Below are 19,909 nucleotides of genomic sequence, written 5' to 3' on the forward strand. Positions count from 1 at the left end.
GACATCTTGTAATGATTAACAGTAAAGGCAATAATTCTCATTTGCATTCAATGTAAATAACCTGTTCTTAACACCAATTTTCGCTCCTTTCTTCTGTCGGGAGCGGCGTATCTACCATTTGTAAGGGATAAACAATGAGAATGCCTTTCTGCCGGAAACGGTTAGCGTTGCTGTGTTCCATCGCCATTGCCACACCTGCAGTGACCTTTGCCGCCAACACGCTGGTGGTCACAGCAAAGCCCGAAGAAACGTCGACAACCCCGACAGAAGGCTATACGGCGACCGTCAGTAAAGGCGCAACCAAGACCGATCGTCCGCTGATCACCACCGGGCAGTCAGTCTCGGTGATCACGCGCCAGCAAATGGACGATCAGGGTGCGATGGATGTGAATCAGGCGCTGAATTACACCGCGGGCGCCTTTACGAACTTCGCCGGTGCGGCCACCCGCTACGATACGGTATCGTTGCGCGGTTTCCACGGCGGCGACGTGGATAATATTTTCCTGGACGGCCTGCGGCTGATGAGCGATCCGGGCAGCTACAACGTGCTGCAGGTTGATCCCTGGTTCCTGGAACGCATTGACGTGATCAAAGGCCCCTCTTCTGCCCTGTATGGCCAAACCGTTCCCGGTGGCTTAGTGATGGAGACCTCTAAGCGTCCTCAATACGCGCCTGAAGGACATTTCCGTCTGTCCACCGGCACCCATAACACCAACAGCGCCGCATTTGATTACACCAACGCGATCAACGATCAGTGGGCTTTTCGTCTGACCGGCATCACGCGCAACAGCGATACGCAGTACGATCATACCCGCGAAGAAAAATATGCGATTTCGCCCTCGCTGCTGTGGCAACCGGATGAAGATACGTCACTGCTGTTACGCGCCTATCTGCAGAAGGATCCTTCCGGTGGCTATCACAGCGCCGTGCCGGGTGATGGCAGCATAACCGAGCATAACGGACGTAAGCTCAGCACCGGTTTTTATGACGGCGACAGCACACTGGATCAGTTCAAACGTCGCGAGCAAATTTACAGCGCGGAGTTCGCTCACCGCTTTAATGAAACCTGGGCCTTCCGCTCCAATGCCAGCTATTCCCACTCTAATGTCGATTTGGATCAGGTTTATCAGGCTGGCTGGGATTCACCGCAGTCTGAACTGCTTAATCGCTACTATTCCGGTTCACGTTCTTCACTGAATGCGTACGCGATCGATAATCAACTGGAAGCCGATTTTGCCACGGGTCCGGTAGATCATAAGGTCGTACTGGGCGCGGAATATCATCAGTACACCAATGATTTGCGTGATGCCAGTGGCTTAGCTAGTCAGCTTAATGCGCTGACAGGCAAGGCCGTGGGGACGAATCCGGCTTACGTATTCCAGAACTCACAGCGCCGTTACTACCAAACCGGTATGTATCTGCAGGATGAGATGAAATGGGACAAGTGGCATCTGGATCTCTCCGGCCGCTACGATCGGATCGTGTCTGAAAACAGACAGTACAGCACGGATACGCAATATCGTCGTCAAGACGATCACGTCAGCGGTCGCGCGGCGCTGCTCTATGCATTTGATAACGGTATCTCTCCGTATGCCAGCTACAGTCAGGCCATTACGCCGCAATCGCTTTCCGGACAGGACGGCAACCTGCTGAAGCCGACCACGTCTGAGCAGTACGAGGCCGGGATTAAATACCAGCCCGTGGGCACGTCCGATCTCTACTCAGCAGCCGTGTACGACCTGACGCAAAACGATGTGGGTAACCGCGTGGTGGTAGGCTCTTATTACGAACCGGCCGGGAAAGTGCACTCTCAGGGCCTCGAACTGGAAGCCCATAATCAGCTCACTCCGCGCCTGAGCACGCTGGCGAGCTTTACGCTCAACCACGTGCGCTTCAAAGATTCTATCGACGGTAACAACGGTCATACGCCTTACGTGACGCCCAACTCGATGGCTTCCGCGTGGGCGAAATACCAGTTTGATGCCGGGATCAGCGTAGGTGCAGGCGTCCGTTACATTGGTCGGCAGTGGGCAGACAATGAAAACACCACTCGTCTGCCTTCCGCCACGCTGTTTGATGCCTCGGTACGTGCCGATTTAGGCGTCTGGAACCGCAGCCTGAAAGGGGCTTTTGTGCAGGTTAACGCAAATAACCTGACCGATCGCGACTATGTCTCCGCCTGCTATGGCACCGGCTTCTGCTACTGGGGGGCTGAACGCACCATCGTTGCCACCGTCGGCTACGATTTCTGATCCTTCCCACAGGCGGCACCTGGCCGCCTGTCTCACCTCAGGCCGTTACGGTGCTGTGTCGCCGCTGTTTTTCGCGCAGAAACGACCGCACCAGTGCCAGCCATAACAGCCCGCACAGCAGATTAATCAGGCTGAACCAGGCCGTTCCGCCTCCGAAGTACGCCGCTTTCACCGCCTCAATGCCCAGCGCAAACACCACCATACTGACCATCCCTAACATCGCCGCGACGCTGCCCTTGCCCGCCCGGCTGGAGAACAATGTCAGTCGGTACAGCCCGGCATTCACCATTCCGGTGCCGAATCCGTAAAGGCTCAGGCCCGCCGTCAGCCATGCCGCGTTGCCTGCATTGATAAAGGTGCCAACAGCGGCCACCGTCAAACCCGCCATAATCGGCCAGGCCCCCAGCCGCAGCGGCTGTTCAACCGGCAGACGGCTGGCAAGCCGCCCCAGCAGCAGATTTCCGGCGATCATCGCCAGAAAGACCGGTAACTGGAGCAGCGCATAATCCATGCGGCTCAGTCCCAGATCGTGAATCAGGATAACGGGAGAAAGCGCTACCCAGGCCAGACAGGGAATCGTCACCAGGCCGATGGCCAGTGAACCGCACATCACCTGGCGATCTTTTAACAAGGCGTAATAGCCGGCAGCCAGGGACTTCAGCGACACGGAGGTGTTTCTGTCGCCCGCCGTTTCCGGCATCGAGAGCCACAGGCCCGTCAATGCCAGAGCAGACAGGGCGGCAAAAAACAGAAACAGCGTGCGCCAGTCCGCAACAGCCAGAAACGCCGTGCCCGCCAGCGGCCCGGCCAGCGGTGCCAGCAGCGCCACGTTAGCCATCAGCGCCATCATCTTTACGCTGAGCGCTTCGTCAAATGCCTCCTGAATGGCGGCATAACCGACTGCACCGATGAAACACAGGCTGATGCCCTGAAGAAAGCGCAGCAGGATAAACTGCCCAATGCTCTGCACCCAGTGGGTTGCGAGGCAGGTCAGCATGAAAAAGGCAACGCCTGCCAGCAGCACCGGACGTCGTCCCAGCTTGTCGGATAGCGGGCCCAACAGCCACTGCAGCAGCATGCCGCCCATCAGGTAAGCGGTCAGTGACGTGGAGACCCACTCCGGACCCACGTGAAATGCCTGCGTGACCAGCAGCATGCCTGGCTGAATCATGTCGTGCGCCAGATAGGTGGCAAACTCAAATAACACCAGCGATAAGGGGAACAGGAAATGTCGACGCGTGAGGCGCGAGACCGGTTGAAAAAGAGCCATCGTGTAGAATGTCCAGAAAAACGATAAAAAACGCGGTCGCCTGAGCGACCGCGCTGATGTGAAAGGAGGTCATTATCCCGTTACCGCCATTTGGCGATGGGATTCTCCAGCGTACCGGCAAACTTGAGGTTTTCTGCAGGATCGGACAGGTTAATCATCTGCTGATTGTTCGCCAGTTGCAGGCGATTCAGGCAAGAGCGGGTGAATTCGGGCGCAAACATATCGTAGCGGGCGAACTTACTGGCAAGCTGCGGATGGGCCTGCTGATAGTCCTTGACGCACTGCGCCACCCGCTGCCAGAACTGGGTTTCCGACAAGGTATCAGACTGATGCAAAATCGCGCTGATAAAGCGGAAAATGCAGTCGAAGACGTCGGTAAAAATCGACAGCAGCTTCAGATGTTCAGGCACGTCCACCGCCAGCCGCTGCACCTTTTCAGGCAGAACCGCATCCGGATTCATCACCGCAATCTCCTCGCCGATGTCCTTCATGTAGGCGCTGACCGGCACATTGTTTTCCAGCAGCAGAATAAGGTTCTCACCGTGAGGCATAAACACCAGATCGTGTTGATAAAAGCAATGCAGCAGCGGGCTGAGATAACAGTTCAGGTAACGGTCAATCCACTGTTCCGCTGGCAGCCCCGAATCGGCGATCAGCGCCGGTAATAACGGCTGCTGCTGATGATCGACATGCAGAAACGCCGCCATGGTCATTAAACGCTGGCCAGGCTGCAGGTCAGTGACCGGATTATCACGCCACAGGGCCGCAAACATTTTCTTGTAGGCAGAGTCGCCTTTGATCGCGCGTTCGTAATGTCGGTTGTGATAGCCCACTGCGGCCACTTCACGCAGGATGCGGAAATCACAGCGCTGGAGCCAGCTATCGTTTGCCACCAGCGTTTCCAGCCATTCGTTAATCGCGGGCGTGGTCGCCATATAGTAAGGCGAAAGACCGCGCATAAAGCCCATGTTCAGCACCGACAGCGCCGTTTTCACATAGCGTTTCTGCGGCTGGCTGCGGTTAAAGAAGGTGCGAATCGACTGTTGAGCCTGATAGTGGTCCTCACCGATTCCGAGATAAATAATGTCCTGGTTAGCAATATCCGCAGCAAACACCGTCAGCAGTTTATTCTGCCACTGCCAGGGATGGACCGGCATCAGGATATAGTCTTCGGCGACGACGTCTTTGCTCGCCAGTTGAGCGGCGAACTGGTCGAGGGCAGCCTGTCCTAACTCCTCCTGCAACAGCCGCGCATAGCTCAGTTCACTGATGCTGGAGAAGTGAGCATTACGTCGATGCACGGCGACCCAGATCAATCTCACCGGCGTCGCCGCCTCAGGCGCATAAGCGAGATAATCGCGTGCATCAAAACCAATACGGCCGTTATTGGCGACAAAGCAGGGATGCCCTTCCGTCATCGACGACTCCAGGGTCTGGAAGTCCGCCTTCACCAGCGCCTGGCTGTCTGGATTGTTCTTCTGCAGTTTAAACACGCTACTGCACAACGTGCTGCTGATCTCTTCCATATAGGTCGCCAACAGCGCCTGAGGGATGCCGATTTGGGCATTGAACTCTTCAATAAACTGCAGCGCATCCAGCGGTAAACGCTGGCCGTTTTCCTGTTTTTGCAGGGAAGCCACATCGATTTCCCAGTGGTCCAGCGCCAGCCGTTGTGCGGAAAAAACATAGTCTGATTCGCCATTCGGCACGGCCAGCTGGTAACGGCCACTGCCGACATCAACAGGGGTGATCAGCTTCTCGTGCGCGAATTCGGCAATGGCTTTGCGAATCAGTAAACGGTTGGCCTGCAGCCAGTCTTGTCCGGTGAGGTGTGAACCGTTCAACAGCGGTGTGGTGTTATTCATAAGTGAATCCTGCAGTAGGGCCTGCTGATAATCATCGCGCTGGCAGAAAGCCAACCAGGCCGTTTTATGTCCCATATCAATGGTGTGCTGATAGCGAAAACCCGCACGTTTATTCAGGCGATGGATTTTGTCATTGCGCACGTCCGGCTCGACCACCACGCGGTTAACCTCGGGGCGGCTGAACATGTAGTCCATGACCGTGCTGAACACCTGCCAGCTAAACTGGCTGACCGGTGTCACCGCGGGCGCGATCAGAATATGCATGCCGTAGTCGTCTGGCTGGGCGGGATAATGCCTGCCGACCTCATCCTCACTGGCACGATAACATTCGATAAGAAACGCCGGTTCGCCATCGCAGCAGCCGATTAACGCCGCATGGGGATCTTTTGCCGTCAGCTGTTGATAGAATTCGGCGACCTGCTCTGGCGCGTGATCCTGCATTCCCCAGAAGCGGGCGTAGTCGCGCGTGACCCAGCGGTGAATAAGCCTCACATCAGCGGGCAGCAGGGGACGAAGGGTAAACTGACCCGCTGGACGGGCCGCAGTGAAAAGTGTGGACTGTGACATATTAGTGTTCCGTTTGGGCCGGGAAAGTCTGGAAGGCGATTTGACGCTCAACGGGATAAACTTCCCGCCCGGTGAGTTCACGCAGGAGCACCGAGTTGCGATAGCAGGCCATGCCAAGATCCGGCGTCACAAAACCATGCGTATGCAGCTCCGCGTTCTGGACGAAGACCTGGTTGTGCAGGTCGATACTGTAATTGCGCTGGACGTCGTAACGGCCCTTTTCATCCCAGCGCAGACGCTGGCTGATGCCTTCGATAAACATCGGCGGGCGATACTGATAACCCGTTGCCATGACCAGGCCCTGAGTACGACGCGTGTAAGCACAATCCTGTTCCTGATGATGCAGCGCGAGTTCACATTCACCGCCTGGCAACCAGCGCATACCGGTAAGTTCAGAATGGGTGAACAGGTTAACGTCTAGCGCGCCATCCAGTTGCTTGACGTACATCAGGTCGTAGATGTCGTTGATTAACGTGCTGTTAATGCCTTTGTAGAGATTTTTGTGGCGCGCGTTCAGCGCATCGCGCTTCTCGCCCGGCAGCGCGTGGAAGTAGTCGACCCATTCTGGCGAAGTCATCTCCAGGGTCAGTTTGGTGTATTCCAGCGGATAAAAACGCGGTGCGCGGGTGATCCAGTTCAGCTGATAGCCAAACCGATCGATGTCCGTCAGCAGATCGTAATAGATCTCTGCAGCGCTCTGCCCGCTTCCCAGCACGGTGAGGGTGCTTTTTTTCTGCAATTCCGCTTTGTCTGCCAGATACTGGCTGGAATGGGTGAAACGCGACTGGTGCGGTCGGCTGCACGCCGGCAGCCAGGCGGTGGGTCCGGTGCCCAGCACCAGCTTACGGGCCAGCCACTCTTGCTGCTGACCCGTGAGCGTATCCACCGAGCGAACGCAGTAGCACTGTCGGGCATCGTCGTAGCTTACATAGTCTACGCGCGTGTTCCAGCGTAAATTACTCAGCTGTGAACAGGCCCACTGACAGTACTGGTTGTACTCTTTTCGCATCAGGAAGAAGTCTTCGCGAATGTAAAACGAATAAATTTTCCCTTTCTGTTTCATATAATTGAGCAGGCTGTAGGGATTGGTGGGATCGGCCAGCGTCACCAGGTCAGCCATAAAGGGCGTTTGCAGATGCGCACTCTCCAGCATCATGCCGGTGTGCCAGTCGAATCCCGAATTTTGATCCAGAAAAATCCCCTTCAGCCCCTCAACCGGTTCGCTCAGACAGGCCAGGCTGAGATTAAAAGGACCGATACCAATACCGATAAAGTCATACATCTGGTTGTTCATTGCACCGTTCTCACTGGTTAGCCACGGGTAATGTCACGTCACGCGCCTGTTCTCGACCGTAATGGGCGATCAGGGCGATCACATCTTCAATGTCAGCCACCGAGGTGGTGGGATTCAGCAGAGTAAATTTCAGGTACTGCCGCCCCTCCACTTTGGTCCCGGCAATCACCGCATTACCGGATCGGAACAGCGCCTTGCGGATACCGGCGTTGATGGCATCCAGCTGTGCGGGATTCATGCCAGGGCGTGGCACGAAGCGGAAGATTTGGGTGGTCAGTTCAGGCGCATGCAGAACCTCAATCGCCGGATGGGCGTTCAGCCGCTGATGGGTTGCCTGAGTCAGCGTCAGAATGGTATCTAATGCCTCACCCAGTGCAGACGGCCCCATAATGCGTAAGGTCAGCCACATTTTCAGCGCGTCAAACCGACGCGTGGTCTGAATACTTTTATTGACCAGGTTTGGCGTCCCTTCCTGCTGGGCGCTAAGCGGATTGAGGTAATCAGCATGGTGCGTCACATGGCTAAGGTGCTGTTTCTCGCGCACAAAGAACGCGCCACAGCTTACGGTCTGGAAGAATGACTTGTGGTAATCCACCGTCACCGAGTCGGCTTTTTCAATGCCGTTGAGGCGCTGGCGATGCTGTTCGGAAACCAGGAGGCCGCAGCCGTATGCCGCGTCGACGTGCATCCAGATGCCGTGCTGCTGACAAAGTTTCGCGATGCTTTCCAGCGGATCGATACTGCCGAAATCGGTGGTGCCGCTGGTGGCAACGACGGCGATGGGGATCAGGCCCTGCTCATGACAGCGCTGAATCTCCTGCTCAAGCTGCACGCTGTCCATGCGGTAATGGTCGTCATACGCTACCGGGATGACCGCATCGTAGCCCAGGCCGAGAATGGCCATCGATTTCTGGATGCTGAAGTGGCTCAGTCTGGAGGTCAACACGCGCCATTTTGCCGCATCGGCAGGCAGGCCCTGATGTTTGATCAGGTGGCCCGGATGATGTGCGGCGCACCAGCTGTCGCGCGCCAGCAGCATCGCCATCAGGTTCGACTGCGTCCCGCCGCTGGTAAAGATGCCGTCTGCGCTCGCAGGCAGACCGATGCGGCCCAGCGTCCAGTCAATCACCTTCTGTTCTATCAGCGTTCCGCCCGCACTCTGGTCCCACGTATCCACGGAGCTGTTGACTGCCGCCATGATCTGCTCGGCCAGCAGAGACGGCAGTACAACCGGGCAGTTAAGGTGCGCCACGTATTTGGGATGGTGGAACCAGACGGCATCGCGCAGATAAAGCGTCCGCAGCTCTTCCAGCGCGGCCTCGTTATTTCCCAGCGGCTGGTCAAGATCGACAGCGCTGAAAGCCGGAGCCAGCTCGTGGGGCAGAATACCGCTGAAGGGCTTTTCAACGCGCTGAACGGTGCTGGAGATCAGCGCCAGCGCCTCTTGCGTTTGCTGATGCCACGCAGGGATTTGCGCGTCGTTAAAGATAAAGTCCTGAGCAGTCAGGACCTCATCAGGCAGATGTCGGCGAGGCACCGACAGATTTTGCTTACGTAACACCATATCCTGTTCCTTTGTTAAAGACGTAGGCCGCCCGGCCACCGTGAAAACAGGGCAGCAGCATGCGCCAGACCGCGCGAGTCAGTTCAGATTCAGTAACCTTTAGCCGAGCTGGCTAACCCATGAGATCAAGAAAATTAAGAATTTATGTTTAAAAAAATCATTAAAAACTACATTTTATGTGGTTAATTTGCATTAAATATGCGCTTTTTAACGATAATGACAACATTAATAATAATCATTATCATTCAACTTTTAAAAGGGTAAGCATTCTCATAAAGGTGGCTAATGTCTTTTTATGTGATCTTGATCACATAAAACAGCTTATATTCGGCGCTGGAAGAGGAAGAGATGGCGAAAATCACCTCCATCGGTGCGAAAACAAAAGAAGAAGGGCTCTCAGCCGGGCAAAAAACAGGAGGCGTGACGGCGGGGTTCTGATATGACGCGGCATATCGGTGTGTTTATCCGGTCTGAAGAGGCTGGCTTCAGTAAGAAGCCAGCGCGAACGAAGATACCGACAGGCTTATCCAGCGCGTTTCGCCACAGGGATTATCCGGGGCGCATGACGCTCCCGGAATCCCTGGGGAAAAAGACGATGCGGTAACAACAGCCTGTTTCACCCGGTAAGGTTGCGACCCTGAAGCGTCGCCTTACGGGTTTTACAGCAGACCGGTTTCGACCTGAAAATGGCGCTGCTCGCCGGGCATCAGCACGATTAACGTTCCGGCGCGCGTTGCCGCAGCAAAGCCTTCGGGACGGCAGGTGGCAGGCAGCACATGGGCAGCAACCTGTTGATCCGCGTTATGCAGTATCCAGCGCGTGGCATGTGGGAACTGCGCAGTAGAAAAGCGGGTCATCAGGGCGTAACCGTCCGGAGAATGGAGTTCAAACTGAACGTTCTCACCGTACTGCGCCAGATGATCGGCAAAGAAGACAATCTCTGGATCGTACATCTCGGGTTGATCCAACCGGCGTAAAGCTGCGGGATCGCTGGCAAGGGAAGCGGTAAAAGCGGTCCATTGCGGCGTGGGCCGCACATGTGCCGGTAGGGAGCGGCGCAGCTGAAATGCCTCATCCGGTATCGTCTGCCTGAACTGCCCCTGCGCCACCCACGCGCTGTTGATGTGGCACATGTACTGCAACGGCATCGGCGCGCCAGCCAGGTTGGTGACGCTCATCTCCAGCACCAGTCGTGCCTGACTGGCCCCTAATCTTACCGCCGGAGCCGCCCGATAGTGGTGACCAAACCCCTTGATGTATTCGGTTTCGCCCTCCACCGAAAGTCTGTCGCCCTCCAGCACAATCCATGCTGTATCCATGCGTGCGCAGGCCATTTCGCCGTGCAGCGCGTGCGTGTCTTCCGCTGCAGGGCAGCCATTCGCCAGCAGGCCAGAGTGAAAGGCAAAGCAGCCATAGGTATCGATAATCGAATCACCCGGCAGCGGCTGTTTAAAGCGATGTCCCATGGTTAATGCGCGGCCGTCAAAATTCACGTCCCACACCATCTGGCCCAGAAACGGCAACACAATTACCGTGCCCCGTCGGTTGTGAATGCGAATGGCTTCAATGCCCGCAGGATAACGAAACAGCTCGACGCTGAAGTCCTCGCTCTCCAGCAGCAGGCAAGGCGTGTAGGTGAACTGTTCGCGACAAAGCGGTAAACGGGTTTTCATCGCCCCTCCTCCGCCAGGTTTCCGCTAAGGCGAGGCTGCTTTTTGTGGCGCAGCTCGCCCCAAAAATAGAACCCAACCCATGCGAAACACAGCAGCGATACGCCGAATGCCAGCTGCATCGATCCCAGGTGATCGGAAACAAAGCCCTGCAGCGCGGGCACAAAGGCCGCACCCACAATGGACATCACAATAAATGCTCCCGCGACTTCGGTGTATTTACTGTCAACGGTCGCGAGCGTCCCGGCATAGATCGTCGCCCAGCACGGGCCAAACAGCACGCTGACAAACACCGCGGCGTAGACTGCTGTGAAATTGGGCACCAGCATCACGTAGCCCAGCGTTGCGATGCCAAGGAGTGAAAAGGCGATAAGCACTTTCTCTGGCCGGAAACGCGTCATTAAAATGTTGGCGACAAACTTGCCAATAAAGAAACAGATAAAGCTGTAAATCATAAAGCTGGATGCCTCGCGCTCATTGGCAGCTCCCAACGTAAGCGCCAGACGGATGGTAAAGGACCACACCGCCACCTGCATACCGACGTACAAAAACTGCGCCAGAATACCGCGTTTAAAATGGCGATTTTTAGCCAGATAGCGAAAGGTTTCCCCCAGCGTTGGCAGCGATTTTTCGTTGCTTTGCGGCTTGCAGCGTGGATAGCGGGTGAACATAAACAGCAGCATGACAACCACCAGCACCATCACCAGATATTTATAGGGTTCCAGGGTATGTTCCAGCATGGACAGGCGGAAAGCATGCGCCTGCGCCGCCGTCATGTTTGCCATTTGCGTTTCCAGGCTTTCTCCATCCTGAAACACCAGATATTTTCCCAGCACAATGCCCATCAGCGCCCCCACCGGATAAAACGTCTGACTGATGTTAAGACGCAGCGTGGCATGCTGACGCTGTCCGATCATTGAGCTGTAGGTGTTCGCCGCCGTCTCCAGAAAGCTTAACCCAATGGCAATGGCAAAAATCGCCGCCAGAAACATGGTGTAGGTTGCCATATGCGAGGCGGGATAAAACAGCAGGCAGCCCAGGATGTACAACGCCAGACCGGCTAATATAGCCAGCTTGTAACTGGTTTTACGGATCACCAGCGAGGCAGGAATCGCAATCAGAAAATAGCCGCCGTAAAAGGCGCTCTGCACCAGGGCGCTGGCAAAATCGCTCAGGGCGAAAACGCTTTTAAACTGCGTAATCAGAATGTCATTCAGGCTTGCCGCACAGCCCCACAAGGGGAACAGGCAGGAAAGCAGAATGAACTGGAACAGCGGAGTCTTATTTAGATAACCGTCATTTTGCTGAACAATGTTCTGGTGCATGGCTGTACCTCACTGAAGGTCAAGAAAGCGCTGAAATTCCGCTGTATCAGGATAAGAACGTTGTGTGCCGCGCGCCGTCACGCTACAGGCCGCGTAGGCGGAGGCTTTGGCCATCGCCGCAGGAATATCGCCCGTTTTCACCAGTTCATGAGCGAAGCAGCCGATAAACGCATCACCCGCACCGCTGGTATCCACTGCCTTAACCGGCACAGGCGCAACCTGGTGCTGTGTCTCTCCGGTCATCCACAACGATCCGCGACTGCCCAGCGTAACGATCAGGTTTTTCAGGCCACGTTTCAGCAAGGATGCACCGGCCAGCCTGACGTCATCATCCGTCCCCACCGGCATCCCGGTAAGAATTTCCAGCTCCGTCTCATTGGGCATAAAAAAGTCGCACTGGCAGGCATAGCGGATATCCAGGTCTGCCACGGCGGGCGCAGGGTTGAGGATGACGCGAATATCATGCTGACGGGCAAAATCGATAGCGTAGTACACCGTTTCCAGCGGAATTTCGAGCTGAAGAATGATCAACCGACAGCGTTTCAACGCATCACCCGCAGCATCAATATCCGCCGGCTTGAGGTGCTGATTCGCGCCTTTGATAATTAAAATGCGGTTTTGCGACTGATCATCAACAAAAATGGGGGCCACGCCGCTGGAAACCCCTTTTTCGGTTGTGACATAACGCGTATCCACGCCCTGCTGTTGCAAATTAGCCAACGTGGTGGGCGCAAACAGGTCATCGCCGACTTTACTGACCAGCATCACCTCGCCACCCAGTTTTGCTGCCGCCACAGCCTGATTGGCCCCTTTTCCCCCACAGCCAATCGCAAAATCGGGTGCCTCAAGCGTCTCTCCAGCTTTAGGAAAGCTGTTGGTATAGGTGATTAAATCCACCATGTTTGAACCAATAACGGCGATATCCATTTTTCCCCCGGTAATGAACAGCTAAAATGTTATAAAAATAACACTATCAATTCAACGGCGTTTAATATGTGATAAATTTCACATTTAACGTGACAAGATTCCGCGATATATCGGATTTCTCGCCCTCAAGATGTTACTATTATAACAAAGCAAGCTATCTGAACGGCGCGTTATTCTTAGCTTTAGTGCAGGTTTGCGGGGTAATAACATTGCGGGTAAGATGAAAAATCTTACCCGGTGAGCACGCAACACCTTATATTTTTTGAAATTTGTCACAGCCTCAATAAAACCACGGCGATTTCAGGTAAATTTAATTGCGCGATAACAATGTGACAGGCACTGACGTATGACGTCTTCTTCAAGGAATACAGGTTCAGAAATGACAATGGAAACCCGCCGCGACGAACGCATTCGCAAACTGGCTCTGGCACTTAAGCGCACCGATAAATTACATCTGAAAGATGCCGCACAGCTGCTGGACGTCTCCGAAATGACCGTGCGTCGGGACTTAAGTGAACCGACATCGAGCGTGGTATTGTTGGGCGGTTATATTGTGAGCGATCCCCGAAACCACGCCGGACACTATTTCATCTCCGATCAACATGGCCAAAATGCGGCCCGCAAGCAGCGGCTCGCTCAGGCAGCAGCCAGCCTGATTAGTGAAAACGACACGGTGTTTTTCGACTGCGGCACCACCCTGCCCTATGTCGTGGATGCGATTCCGGATGAGCTGCCCTTTACCGCCATCTGCTGTGCCATGAATACCTTTCTGGCGCTGAAAGAAAAACCCGCCTGCAACGTGATCCTGAGCGGCGGGGAATTTCATGCAGACAATGCCTTATTCACGCCCGTCGGCGGCCATTCCATTCTGGATGACCTGTGTCCCAGCCTGGCGTTTATCTCTGCGGCTGGCGTAGATCGGGATCAGGGAGCGACCTGCTACAACCTCAACGAGCTGCCGATGAAACACCATGCCATGCTGCGCGCCCGCCAACGTATTTTGGTTGCCGACAGCAGCAAATATGGCAAAGTGCTGCCCGCGCGCATTGGCGAGCTCGCCCGCTTTGATTTACTGGTCAGCGACAGCGCGCCCGAACCCGCCCTGCGTGAGTGGTTAACCCAACAGCACATTCCCGTCCGCCTTCCCTGACGCTTTTCTGTCACGCGGCGGCAACAGGCTGTTGCTAAATTCTCGTCGCGGACAGCAGACGCGCTGCGCTAAGGCGGCCGTTTGCTGCTCCGTCTGACAGCGGACACAAATCAAACAGTTACGCCCGACTGCGCGACTGCGCGGAATTATCCCGGCCCATCGGCTGTGAATAGGCGGCGAAAAAGGCTAAACTTCGACATCATCCAAACGACAAACAGACCCAGAGGCTCAATACAACGTGGCTCAATTCGTCTATAGCATGCATCGCGTCGGCAAAGTAGTTCCGCCCAAGCGACATATTCTCAAGAACATCTCCCTTAGCTTTTTCCCCGGCGCGAAAATTGGCGTACTCGGCCTGAACGGTGCGGGTAAATCTACGCTGCTGCGCATCATGGCCGGTATTGATAAAGATATCGAAGGTGAAGCTCGCCCACAGCCCGGTATTAAAATCGGCTACCTGCCACAGGAACCGCAGCTTAACCTTGAGCACACCGTGCGCGAGTCCGTTGAAGAAGCCCTGTCCGAAGTGGTCGGTGCGCTGAAACGTCTTGATGAGGTTTATGCCTTATACGCTGAAGAAGATGCGGATTTCGATAAGCTGGCTGCCGAGCAGGGACGTCTGGAAGAGATCATTCAGGCACATGATGGCCATAACCTGAACACGCAGCTGGAACGCGCCGCCGATGCCCTGCGCCTGCCGGACTGGGACGCAAAAGTCGCAAACCTGTCTGGTGGTGAACGTCGCCGTGTCGCGCTGTGCCGCCTGCTGTTGGAAAAGCCCGACATGCTGCTGCTGGACGAACCGACGAACCACCTGGATGCCGAATCTGTCGCCTGGCTGGAGCGCTTCCTGCACGACTTCGAAGGGACCGTGGTAGCGATTACGCACGACCGCTACTTCCTGGATAACGTTGCTGGCTGGATTCTGGAACTGGACCGCGGCGAAGGTATTCCGTGGGAAGGTAACTACTCCTCATGGCTGGAGCAGAAAGATGCCCGTCTGGCACAGGAAGCCTCTTCCGAAGCCGCACGTCGTAAATCCATCGAGAAAGAGCTGGAGTGGGTACGTAAAGGGCCAAAAGGCCAGCAGTCTAAAGGCAAAGCCCGTCTGGCTCGCTTTGAAGAACTGAACAACACCGACTACCAGAAACGTAACGAAACCAACGAGCTGTTTATTCCGCCGGGTGCCCGCCTGGGTGACAAAGTGCTGGAAGTCAGCAACCTGCGTAAATCCTACGGTGACCGCGTCCTGATTGACGGCCTGTCGTTCTCCGTACCGAAAGGCGCCATCGTCGGCATCATCGGCCCGAACGGCGCCGGTAAATCAACGCTGTTCCGCATGATGTCCGGTCAGGAACAGCCGGACTCCGGCGAGATTGTGCTGGGTGAAACCGTGAAGCTGGCTTCTGTCGATCAGTTCCGTGACAGCATGGATAATGCCAAAACCGTATGGGAAGAAGTCTCCGGCGGTCAGGACATTATGCGCATCGGCAACACTGAAATGCCAAGCCGTGCCTATGTCGGACGCTTTAACTTTAAAGGCGTGGATCAGGGCAAACGTGTCGGCGAGCTGTCCGGTGGTGAGCGTGGTCGTCTGCATCTGGCAAAACTGCTGCAGGTTGGCGGCAACATGCTGCTGCTCGATGAGCCAACCAACGACCTGGACATTGAAACCCTGCGCGCGCTGGAAAACGCCCTGCTTGAGTTCCCTGGCTGCGCCATGGTGATCTCGCATGACCGTTGGTTCCTTGACCGTATCGCGACCCACATTCTGGATTACCAGGATGAAGGCAAGATCGAGTTCTTCGAAGGTAACTTTACCGAATACGAAGAGTACAAGAAACGCACGCTGGGCGCGGATGCGCTGGAGCCGAAGCGTATTAAGTACAAGCGTATTATTAAGTAACACAGGGGCGGCAGCGATGCCGCCCTTCTCTTTTCTTCAGTGGTAGAATTCGCGAAACACTGGCGACTGCAACGCAAATTCAATGTACTTCATCAGCGCAGGTGAGTTCAGTTTTCGGCTGGGATACACCAGCCACAGTTCATTCCCCTCCATTTCCCATTCCGGCAAGACCTGCACCAGGCGCGCATCATGCATCTCTCCGTCGATTAAAAAGCGCGGCAGAAGCGTAATACCGGCAGTGCCTAACGCCGATTCGCGTGCGTACAGTAAATTGTCGGTGAGGTGTGCAGGCGGGAGCAGCCAACGGTGATACTGATCGTGCCGTTTTAGCACCCACTCGTTCCAGGCCCGGTGCGCAATGCAACGGTGCGCGGCCAACTGCTGAGGATGGGTCACCGGAGGATGCTGATCGAGATAGGCTTGCGCGGCCACCAGCGAGCGCTGGCAGTAGCCAACGCGCCGACCAATCAGAGACGACTCCTGCGGCTGGCCGGTGCGCAAGGCCAGATCAAAACCGTCCTGCACCAGATCGCGGATATCATCCGAAATGGAAATATCCAGCGTCACATCCGGATAGCGCCGTAAAAACGCGGCGTTGCAGCGGGCCAGTAAGGTTGCGCCAATACCCGCCGGGCTGGTAATGCGCAGGCGACCGCTGGGATTTTCCCGCAGACTGGCAATAGCCTGCTCAGCACGTTCGCTGGCCTGCATCATCTCCTGGCAATGCAGCAGGTAGCGTTCGCCCGCAAACGTCAGGTTTAACTGGCGCGTGGTGCGGTTTAACAGGCGAATGCCCAGCCGCTGTTCAAGCTGGCTGATGCGCTGACTGACGCTGGATTTGGGTAAGCCCGCCCGTTCTGCCGCGGCGGTAAAACTGCCACACTCTGCCACTAACGCAAACAGCGCCATATCCTGCCACTGACGAAACGCCATTGTTCACCTCAGACGAACACGCTAATAACGATTGTCCATCTTATCAGTATCGCCTCAGGGTTCTACACTTGAGAAAACACTACAGGAGATAAACCATGTCTGTTCGCGCGATTGCCGTCGATCCCGAAAACCCAAAAAACTTCGTCGAAATTTTTCCAGAAACCCTCACGCCTGGCGAATATGACCTGCGCGTCCAGGTGAAAGCCGCCTCGGTCAACCCGGTGGATACCAAAGTCCACAAAGGGGCGATCAAAAATGGTTTACAGGTGCCGCGTATTCTTGGCTGGGATGCCAGCGGTGTGGTACTGGAAACCGGCAGCAAAGTCAGCGGCTTTAAGCCAGGCGATGAGGTTTACTACGCGGGCGATATTACCCGCCCGGGCAGCAACAGTACGGAGCAGTTGGTCGATTCACGCATCACCGGCCACAAACCGAAAACCCTCGACTGGGCGGCTTCTGCCGCTATTCCCCTGACGGCGCTGACCGCATGGGAAGGCCTGTTTGAACGGCTGGATATGGCCGCCGCACGTGAAGATCAAACACTGCTTGTCGTGGGCGGCGCTGGCGGCGTCGGTTCGCTGGCCATTCCGCTGGCAAAAATGCGCAGCAAAGCCAAAGTGATTGCCACCGCCTCACGGGAAGATTCCGCCCAGTGGTGCCGCGATCGCGGGGCAGACCTTGTCATTAACTACAAAGACATGGTTGGGGAGCTGGAAAAGCACGGTATCAAACAGGTCGATTATATTTTCTGCCTTAACGACACCGACGGCCATTGGGAAACCATGAGCCAGCTCATCGCCCCTCAGGGCCATATCTGCACCATCGTCGAGAATGAACATCCGCTGTCGATGGATCAACTGAAGTTAAAAAGCGCCGCACTGCATTTTGAGTTCATGTATACGCGCAGCATGTACAACACGCCAGACATGGCGCAGCAGGGTGAAATCCTCAATACCGTCGCCAGCCTGCTGGACGAAGGCAAGCTGCAAAGTACACTCAACGAAACGCTTCATGGCCTGAGTGTGGAAACGCTTGAGACCGCTCACCAGCGCGTGCTGGAAGGCCATATGCGCGGCAAGGTTGTCATGGTTTACTGATCACTCGCGGGTGCCAGACAATAGGGGCACCCGCGTACGGTTATTTTACGGGGAAGCCGAAGCCTGGCTCAACGTTGCCGTGAAAACCTGAGGATTCCCCTGATCGTCCAGCGCGGTAAAGTTAAGGCTGCCCTCACCTGTGGCTAAAGGCGGCGCATCACCCATGAGGGGATACGCTTTATGGGTGAAAGGTGCCAGCGTTTTATCCCCGTCCAGATAAACGGGATAACGTTTCCCCCCTGCCGTCACCGTCATTTTTCCCGGCGTAAAAAAGTAACGGCTATGATTCATGGCCTGAATAAAAAACTGTCCCTGCTTTTTTCTTACCTGAAAGGTGACCGCGTTTACCCGTGCCGCAAAGGGCGTAATGTCCGTGAACGGCCGGTTAATCACTTTAAGCTGAGTGTTCAGCGCCATGCTGATCTTGTCGTTGCCCGCCCGTAGCGTGCTTTTTTTCACTGCGCTGATCTCGTAAAGATTGAGCCAGTACAGGGATTCCCGATCCTTTGGCAGCTGTGCGGCCAGCTCGGTGCGCAGAACCGCAATCTGCTTTTTTTCATCTTTATTCAGCGTAAAAACGCCGGGAAGCGCAACAAAGGGAAAGGCTTTACTGCCGGGTGATCGTTCCGGTGAACCGCCGTCTATCCAGGTCTGGATCAGTACAGGCGCGTCACCACTGTTGACCAACAGCAACGGAATTTGTACCTCGCCAGGATGAAAGATGAGCCGGCTTTGCTGTGGAATCACTGCGGCATGGGCATGAATCGCGACAGACATAACTAACCAAAAAAACGTTTTCATGTTATTGCAGCCGAATAAGGATGGATGCGGTCGCATCAACACGGCCCGCCGTCACTGTTTGACCGGGAATCTTTGCAAGACGGGCACTGAACGTACGCTGGTACAGCTTTTCGTCACTCTGCTGGCCACCGCTGATGACCTGCGCATCCTCCAGTACCGGCCGCCAGCCCGCATTACTGCTGAAGCTGCTCCAGCTCAAAAAGGAGACAGGCTGACCACTGGACGTCTGTAACTGAATGCCGACGCCTTTTGCCAGTGAAGGATCGCTGTCATAGCGATCGGACACCAGGTAGCGCGAAAGCCCGTCTCCCGTCGTCAAACTCAGTTGCTCGGCCTGCAGCCAAGCCGCGTAACTTGGCTGGAAGCCCAGAGAGAGCTGGCCTGAGTTAATACCCGAGATGTTCTCGGTCCCGTTTGCACAGGCCAGGGTAATGCTGAGCGGCGCTGTCACGGCCTGGCCTTCATTAAGCCCGTTGATGCTGATGCCAGGGAAAATGACGTTTGCGGTATAATTTTCCACCCGGCAGCCCTGGGTCATATTTTGCGTCAGGGTGGCGACCGGCGCGGTATTCATCCCAAAGGCCATGTAACGTCCGGAACCCCAGGTTTCAAAATGGTTCCAGCTGTCCTGACCCGCTTCGGGCACATTCATTCCCGGCCCCATAAACACCACATAGCCATTGGGCTGATTACAACTGTATGCGCCGGTATAATTATCGGCTGCCGCCCAGGGGCAGCCCCATGACGCGTAACCGGGCGTGCGGTTGTTGCTGTCGGTACGAATGAGCTCCGCGCTGATGGGGCTGAAATCGCGCCCCCTGATCTTGATTTTGTTCCCGTCTATCTCATACTGCGTGAGCGGCACTTTTTGCCAGATACGGGTAAAAGGCTTACCACTGCGCACGTGAACCAGCTTTAATGCGGTAAAAGGAAAATAGGTCTGGAAATAGTTGTTCCCCATGTCCCAGGCACCGCCAACGTTGCTGTCACCGTTGGTGGCGAAGACTTCAAACAGTTGGTCTTTATCAGCAAGGTCACACTCGTACAACACGCGATCGGGATTATTGTTAGCCACAGACGGCACCACCCGAAACACCGAACGGGCCAGCACGGTGCCGGCGGGCTGATAGCGAAGATTCATTAACCCGATATTGCCGAAATTCAGGGGCGCACCACAGGCATCACAGCCTTGATCGACCGGCTGTATACGCGTGCAGGTCGCGTGAGCCGGGAGCCACACCGTCCAAAAAAATACTGTTATTACCGCTAAAATGCGCTTCATCATTTA

General features: G+C 55.4%; 14 protein-coding genes. 4 read left to right on the forward strand and 10 right to left on the reverse strand.

The window, feature by feature from the left end:
* Nucleotides 1-134: 134 nt before the first annotated feature.
* Complete coding sequence (locus NXS97_RS09920) at nt 135-2,252, forward strand: TonB-dependent siderophore receptor (protein ID WP_116220013.1); 2,118 nt, start codon at nt 135-137, stop codon at nt 2,250-2,252.
* 37 nt (nt 2,253-2,289) lie between these two features.
* Here the strand turns inward: NXS97_RS09920 and NXS97_RS09925 are convergent, their stop codons facing one another.
* The 7 genes from NXS97_RS09925 to rbsK form a co-directional block, all read right to left on the reverse strand.
* Nucleotides 2,290-3,522: an MFS transporter gene (locus NXS97_RS09925; RefSeq protein ID WP_015700995.1), complete on the reverse strand. Its 1,233-nt coding sequence runs from the start codon at nt 3,520-3,522 to the stop codon at nt 2,290-2,292.
* Nucleotides 3,523-3,602: 80 nt separating this feature from the next.
* On the reverse strand, nt 3,603-5,954 hold the full coding sequence (locus NXS97_RS09930; protein WP_116220012.1) for a GNAT family N-acetyltransferase: 2,352 nt from the start codon (nt 5,952-5,954) through the stop codon (nt 3,603-3,605).
* 1 nt (nt 5,955) lies between these two features.
* Nucleotides 5,956-7,248, reverse strand: a complete 1,293-nt coding sequence (locus tag NXS97_RS09935) for a lysine N(6)-hydroxylase/L-ornithine N(5)-oxygenase family protein (protein WP_014606631.1) — start codon at nt 7,246-7,248, stop codon at nt 5,956-5,958.
* A gap of 10 nt (nt 7,249-7,258) precedes the next feature.
* Entirely contained in the window at nt 7,259-8,812 is a 1,554-nt protein-coding gene (locus tag NXS97_RS09940; RefSeq protein WP_019106388.1) for an aspartate aminotransferase family protein, read from the reverse strand.
* Between the two features lie 659 nt (nt 8,813-9,471).
* Nucleotides 9,472-10,485: an aldose 1-epimerase family protein gene (locus tag NXS97_RS09945; protein WP_029570990.1), complete on the reverse strand. Its 1,014-nt coding sequence runs from the start codon at nt 10,483-10,485 to the stop codon at nt 9,472-9,474.
* Nucleotides 10,482-11,807 (reverse strand): L-fucose:H+ symporter permease, encoded by a 1,326-nt coding sequence (gene fucP, locus NXS97_RS09950; RefSeq protein WP_013024528.1) that lies wholly within the window; start codon nt 11,805-11,807, stop codon nt 10,482-10,484. The genes NXS97_RS09945 and fucP overlap by 4 nt, the downstream gene beginning before the upstream one ends.
* 9 nt (nt 11,808-11,816) lie before the next feature.
* Entirely contained in the window at nt 11,817-12,734 is a 918-nt protein-coding gene (rbsK, locus tag NXS97_RS09955) for a ribokinase (RefSeq protein WP_013024527.1), read from the reverse strand.
* Between the two features lie 385 nt (nt 12,735-13,119).
* On the opposite strand from rbsK, the gene deoR reads away from it, so the two are divergent.
* Nucleotides 13,120-13,884: a DNA-binding transcriptional repressor DeoR gene (deoR, locus tag NXS97_RS09960; RefSeq protein ID WP_024472311.1), complete on the forward strand. Its 765-nt coding sequence runs from the start codon at nt 13,120-13,122 to the stop codon at nt 13,882-13,884.
* Nucleotides 13,885-14,122: 238 nt separating this feature from the next.
* Complete coding sequence (ettA, locus tag NXS97_RS09965) at nt 14,123-15,790, forward strand: energy-dependent translational throttle protein EttA (protein ID WP_013024525.1); 1,668 nt, start codon at nt 14,123-14,125, stop codon at nt 15,788-15,790.
* A 36-nt stretch (nt 15,791-15,826) separates the two neighbouring features.
* Here the strand turns inward: ettA and NXS97_RS09970 are convergent, their stop codons facing one another.
* Nucleotides 15,827-16,723: a LysR family transcriptional regulator gene (locus NXS97_RS09970; RefSeq protein WP_029570989.1), complete on the reverse strand. Its 897-nt coding sequence runs from the start codon at nt 16,721-16,723 to the stop codon at nt 15,827-15,829.
* A 95-nt stretch (nt 16,724-16,818) separates the two neighbouring features.
* Between NXS97_RS09970 and NXS97_RS09975 the strand changes: the two genes are divergently transcribed.
* Complete coding sequence (locus NXS97_RS09975; RefSeq protein ID WP_014606636.1) at nt 16,819-17,820, forward strand: zinc-binding alcohol dehydrogenase family protein; 1,002 nt, start codon at nt 16,819-16,821, stop codon at nt 17,818-17,820.
* Between the two features lie 45 nt (nt 17,821-17,865).
* Here NXS97_RS09975 and NXS97_RS09980 read toward each other — a convergent pair whose 3' ends face one another.
* Nucleotides 17,866-18,621, reverse strand: coding sequence for a molecular chaperone (locus NXS97_RS09980; RefSeq protein WP_029570988.1), 756 nt, complete (start codon nt 18,619-18,621; stop codon nt 17,866-17,868).
* 1 nt (nt 18,622) lies between these two features.
* Nucleotides 18,623-19,906, reverse strand: a complete 1,284-nt coding sequence (locus tag NXS97_RS09985; RefSeq protein ID WP_029570987.1) for a fimbrial protein — start codon at nt 19,904-19,906, stop codon at nt 18,623-18,625.
* Nucleotides 19,907-19,909 lie beyond the last annotated feature (3 nt).

The sequence above is a fragment of the Pantoea sp. B623 genome (assembly GCF_024814475.1).
Taxonomy (GTDB): Bacteria; Pseudomonadota; Gammaproteobacteria; order Enterobacterales; family Enterobacteriaceae; genus Pantoea; species Pantoea ananatis.

Coding starts and splice junctions, on each gene's coding strand:
- NXS97_RS09985 (WP_029570987.1), bottom strand. CDS start 19,906: ATGATGAAGCGCATTTTAGCGGTAATAACAGTATTTTTTTGGACGGTG.
- NXS97_RS09925 (WP_015700995.1), bottom strand. CDS start 3,522: ATGGCTCTTTTTCAACCGGTCTCGCGCCTCACGCGTCGACATTTCCTG.
- deoR (WP_024472311.1), top strand. CDS start 13,120: ATGGAAACCCGCCGCGACGAACGCATTCGCAAACTGGCTCTGGCACTT.
- NXS97_RS09940 (WP_019106388.1), bottom strand. CDS start 8,812: ATGGTGTTACGTAAGCAAAATCTGTCGGTGCCTCGCCGACATCTGCCT.
- NXS97_RS09945 (WP_029570990.1), bottom strand. CDS start 10,485: ATGAAAACCCGTTTACCGCTTTGTCGCGAACAGTTCACCTACACGCCT.
- NXS97_RS09970 (WP_029570989.1), bottom strand. CDS start 16,723: ATGGCGTTTCGTCAGTGGCAGGATATGGCGCTGTTTGCGTTAGTGGCA.
- NXS97_RS09920 (WP_116220013.1), top strand. CDS start 135: ATGAGAATGCCTTTCTGCCGGAAACGGTTAGCGTTGCTGTGTTCCATC.
- NXS97_RS09935 (WP_014606631.1), bottom strand. CDS start 7,248: ATGAACAACCAGATGTATGACTTTATCGGTATTGGTATCGGTCCTTTT.
- NXS97_RS09930 (WP_116220012.1), bottom strand. CDS start 5,954: ATGTCACAGTCCACACTTTTCACTGCGGCCCGTCCAGCGGGTCAGTTT.
- NXS97_RS09975 (WP_014606636.1), top strand. CDS start 16,819: ATGTCTGTTCGCGCGATTGCCGTCGATCCCGAAAACCCAAAAAACTTC.
- fucP (WP_013024528.1), bottom strand. CDS start 11,807: ATGCACCAGAACATTGTTCAGCAAAATGACGGTTATCTAAATAAGACT.
- NXS97_RS09980 (WP_029570988.1), bottom strand. CDS start 18,621: ATGAAAACGTTTTTTTGGTTAGTTATGTCTGTCGCGATTCATGCCCAT.
- rbsK (WP_013024527.1), bottom strand. CDS start 12,734: ATGGATATCGCCGTTATTGGTTCAAACATGGTGGATTTAATCACCTAT.